This is a genomic window from Paenibacillus sp. A3 (genome assembly GCF_001399685.1).
Classification (GTDB): Bacteria; Bacillota; Bacilli; order Paenibacillales; family NBRC-103111; genus Paenibacillus_G.
In genome coordinates this window covers 1-5085 of record NZ_JTHN01000002.1, presented here as the reverse complement: position 1 = coordinate 5085, position 5085 = coordinate 1, and the positions used below count along the sequence as shown (strand labels likewise).

The window sequence follows — 5085 nt, the reverse complement described above, 5'->3', positions numbered from 1 at the left end:
AATCAATTGACGCAGCAGAACAGCCGTCTGTTCGGAGACATGAAGACGCTGATCGTGGGCGGAGACGTGCTGTCGGTGCCGCATATCAACCGGGTACAGCGGGACAATCCGGGGCTGAGTCTGGTCAACGGTTACGGTCCGACGGAAAATACGACGTTCTCGACGACGCATGCAATTGCAGGGGAGCAGACGGAAGCGGTGCCGATCGGTCGTCCGATCGCAAATTCGACGGCTTATGTGGTCGACCGCGCAATGAAGCTGCAGCCGGTCGGAGCGTGGGGCGAGCTGATCGTCGGCGGAGACGGAGTAGCGCGGGGCTACTTGAACCGCCCGGAGCTGACGGCGGAGAAGTTTATTGCGAGCCCGGCGCGCGAGGGAGAGCGCTGCTACCGGACGGGAGACTTGGTGCGTTGGCGTGCGGACGGGACGCTGGAGTACAAAGGGCGGATCGACGAGCAGGTGAAAATCCGGGGCTATCGGATCGAGCTGGGCGAGGTGGAAGCGCAGCTCCTGCGCGTGGAAGGCGTGAAGGAAGCGGTCGTGATCGCGCGGGAGGACGAGCAGGGGCAAAAGCAGCTGTGCGCGTACTTCACGGCGGAGAGCGAGCTGAGTGCGGGCGAAGTGCGCAGCGCGCTGTCGCAGGAGCTGCCGGGATACATGGTGCCGTCGTATTTCGTGCAGGTGGAGCGCATTCCGCTGACACCGAACGGCAAAGTAGACCGCCGGGCGTTGCCGGCGCCAGAAGGAAGCGTTCAAACGGGAACGGAATACGTAGCCCCGCGGACGGCCGTGGAGCAAGCGCTGGCGTCGGTGTGGCAGGCCGTTTTGGGAGTCGAAGCCGTTGGCGTGCTGGACAATTTCTTTGAGTTGGGCGGCGACTCGATCAAGGCGATTCAGGTGTCTTCGAGGCTGCTTCAAGCCGGCTATAAAATCGAAATGCGAGAGCTGTTCCAATATCCGACCGTGGCTGAGCTGGGCAGCCATGTGAAGGCTGTCGACCGCATCGCCGACCAAGGGGAAGTAGTAGGCGACGTGAAGCTGACGCCGATTCAGCATTGGTTTTTCGAGCAGGAGCCGGCCGAGCCGCATCATTACAACCAGGCGCTGCTGCTTCATCGGGAGGCGGGCTTTGACGAAGCGGCGCTGCGTCAGGCGATACGTCATATCGTGGGGCATCATGACGCGTTGCGTACCGTATACCGCCGGATGGATAGCGGCGGCTACGAGGCGTGGAACCGCGGCGTCGGCGAGGGTGAACCGTTCACGCTGGACATCGCGGATTTCACAGGGGAAGCGGACTGCGCAGCGGCGATTGAAGCGAAGGCGAACGAGATTCAAAGCGGCATCGACCTGAGCGCGGGACCTTTGGTGAAGCTGGGGCTGTTCCGCTGCGCGGACGGAGACCATCTGTTAATCGCCATTCACCATCTGGTGGTGGACGGGGTATCGTGGCGCATTTTGCTTGAAGATTTGGCGGCAAGCTATGAGCAAGCGTTGAAGGGAGAAGCGGTTCGCCTCCCGCATAAAACGGATTCGTTCCGGATCTGGGCGGAGCAGCTGTCGCACTATGCGGGCGGTCCGGCCATCGAGCGCGAACGGGCATATTGGCGCCAGATCGCGGAAGCCGATTATGACGCGCTGCCGAAGGATTACGCGCAGGACCGGGCGCAGGTTGGGAACGGCGAAGCCGTTACGGCGGTATGGACGGCGCAGGAGACGGAGCAGCTTTTGAAGCAGGCGTCCCGCGCGTATAACACGGAAGTGAATGATCTGCTGCTGACGGCGCTGGGCATGGCGGTTCACGAATGGACCGGCATGGAGCGGGTGCTTGTCAATCTGGAGGGACATGGCCGGGAAGCGATCCTGCCGGAGCTGGACATTACGCGCACCGTCGGCTGGTTTACGAGCCAATTCCCCGTTGTGCTGGAGGTGGGCGGAGAGAAGAATGTGTCCAAGCGGATCAAGCGGGTGAAGGAAGGGCTGCGCCGCATCCCGAACAAAGGGATCGGCTACGGCATTTTGCGGTATTTATCCTCTACTTCGGGTTCCCAAGGTAGTGTAGAGTTTGAGATCGAGCCGAAAATCAGCTTTAACTATTTGGGACAGTTCGACCAGGATTTGCAGGGCAATGCGTTCCGCTTGTCGCCTTATTCGAGTGGAGCGGCTGTCAGCGGAAGTCTGGCCAGAAGATACGAGCTGGATATCAACGGCATGGTCACGGACGGCGAGCTGCGGCTGTCCATCGGCTACAGCGGCAAAGCGTACCGCAAGGAAACGATGGAACGGCTGGCCGGGCTGCTGGAGGCGAGCTTGCGTGAGGTTATCGCCCACTGCGCGGCCAAAGAGCGGCCGGAGCTGACGCCAAGCGACGTCCTGCTCAAAGGGCTGACGGTCGAAGAGTTGGATGCGCTTGTGGAACGCACCCGCTCTGCGGGCGAGCTGGAGAACGTGTACGCGCTCACGCCGATGCAAAAAGGGATGCTGTTCCACAGCCTGATGGAGCCGCATTCGGGGGCTTATTTCGAGCAGGCGACGTTCGACCTGCAGGGAAGCTTCCATGTCGGCGTCTTCAAGAAGAGCTTGGAGCTGCTGGTGGAAAGATCCCCCATGTTCCGGACGAATTTTTACAGTGGCTGGCATGAGCAGCCTTTGCAGATTGTTTACAGGAGCAAACAAGCCGGCTTCCGTTACGAGGATCTGCGAGGCATGGAGGAAGCGGAGCGTCAGGCGTATGTCGCGGCTTTCCTTGGGGAGGATAGAGCCCGCGGCTTCGATTTGAGCCAAGATCCGCTGATGCGCGTGTCCGTGCTGCAAACGGGGGACGCGGCGTACCGTTTTGTCTGGAGCTTCCATCATATCGTGATGGACGGCTGGTGCCTCGCTTTGGTGACGAACGAAGTGTTCGGCACGTACTTCGCGCTGCTGGAACAGCGGCAGCCCGAGCTTGCTCCGGTTGTCCCCTACAGCCGTTATATCGAGTGGCTGGAGCGGCAGGACGGCGAGGAGGCGGCCCGCTATTGGAGCGGCTGCCTAGCCGGCTTCGAGCATCAGACGCTGCTGCCGCAGGAGCGCAAGGCGGAACGGTATGACGCGCAAAAGCTGTCATTCCAGCTTGGCAAACCGTTGACGGAGCAGATGCAGCGCACGGCGAAGCAGCATCAGGTGACGATGAACACGCTGCTGCAGGCGGCCTGGGGCGTCGTACTGCAAAAATACAACAACAACGGGGACGTCGTATTTGGCAGCGTCGTGTCGGGGCGGCCGGATGATATTCCGGGTGTCGACCGGATGATCGGGCTGTTCATCAACACGATCCCGGTGCGGATTCGCTGCGAAGCGGAAACGACGTTTGCGGATTTGCTGCGGAGCACGCAGGAGCAAGCGCTGGCTTCCCGCGCTTACGAGACGTATCCGCTCTACGAGATTCAAGCTTTGACTGAGCAAAAGCAGGATCTGGTTAACCATATCATCGTGTTCGAGAACTATCCGGTCGAGCAGCGGATGGAGCAGATGGGCAGCCGTGGCGCGGACAGCTTCGCGATTGCGGGCGTCGCGATGTCCGAGCAAACGAACTATGCGTTCAACATTACGGTGATTCCGGGCGACGATCTGGGCATTCATTTTGAATACAACGCGCTGGCGTTCGATCAGGCAGGCCTGGAGCGGATGCGCGGCCATCTTGTGCGCGTGCTGGAGCAGGTAACCGGAAATCCGACCGCGCAGGTGCAGGAACTGGAGCTGCTCACGCCGGAAGAGCGGGCGCTACTGGTGGACGGCTTTGGCAGCGTGGGCGTAGAGGAAGGCTATGCGCCGGAGCAAACGTTCCACGCCTGCTTCGAAGCGCAGGCGGAGCTTGTGCTGGAGCAGACGGCGGTCGTGTATGCAGGGGCGCAGCTGACGTACCGCGAGCTGAACGAGCGGGCGAACCGGCTGGCCCGGACGCTGCAAGCGCGCGGGATCGGTCGCGAGTCGATCGTCGGCATTCTGGCCGACCGTTCGACGGACCTGCTCGTCGCCGTGCTGGCCGTCTGGAAAGCGGGCGGCGCGTATGTGCCGCTGGACCCGGACTATCCGTCCGAGCGGATCGGGTTCATGCTGCGGGACAGCGGAGCGGCCGTGCTGCTGACGCAGACGCATCTGCAGGACCGCGCGCAGGCGTGGCTGACCGAAGGCCATGCGCTGGAGGCGGTGCTGTGTCTGGACGACGAGTCGGCGTACGCCGAGGACACGTCGAACGTGCCGAATATAAATGAGCCGGGCGACCTCGCCTACGTGATCTACACGTCGGGAACGACGGGCCAGCCGAAAGGCGTCATGATCGAGCACCGCAGCCTGGTCAATACGGCGGCGGCTTATCGCCGGGATTATCGTCTGGACCAGTTCCCGGTGCGGCTGCTGCAGCTGGCGAGCTTCTCGTTCGACGTATTCGTCGGAGATATCGCGCGGACGCTGTACAACGGCGGCATGATGGTCATCTGCCCGAAAGAAGACCGGATCGACCCGACGCGCCTGCACGGATGGATACGCGATTACGAAATCACGGTGTTTGAATCGACACCGGCGCTGATCGTGCCGTTCATGCAGCATATTGCGGATCATGGGCTGGACATCGGCTCGATGGAGCTGCTGATTACGAGCTCGGACAGCTGCAGCGTGACGGATTACCGGGTGCTGCAGGAGCGGTTCGGCTCGTCCATGCGAATCATCAACGCGTACGGAGTCACGGAAGCGGCGATCGATTCTAGCTACTACGACGAGCCGCTGACGAAGCTGCCGGAGACGGGCAGCGTGCCGATTGGACAGGCGTGGCTGAATGCGCGGTTTTACATCGTGGACGCGCAGCTGCATCCGGTGCCGGTCGGCGTGCTGGGCGAGCTGTGCATCGGCGGAGCCGGGGTAGCGCGAGGCTATTTGAACCGGCCGGAGCTGACGGCGGAGAAATTCGTGCCGAACCCGTTCGTGCCTGGCGAGAGGCTGTATCGGACGGGCGACTTGGCGCGGTGGATGGAAGACGGGAACGTAGACTTCATCGGGCGGATCGACCATCAGGTGAAAATCCGCGGATACCGGATCGAGCTGGGCGAG

Annotated in this window: 1 protein-coding gene; it reads left to right on the top strand. The window is 61.8% G+C overall.

Annotation, left to right across the window (positions count from 1 at the left end; genetic code table 11):
* Positions 1–5085: non-ribosomal peptide synthetase (locus tag QJ48_RS00010; protein ID WP_157261444.1), on the top strand; the 5085-nt coding region annotated here is incomplete at both ends.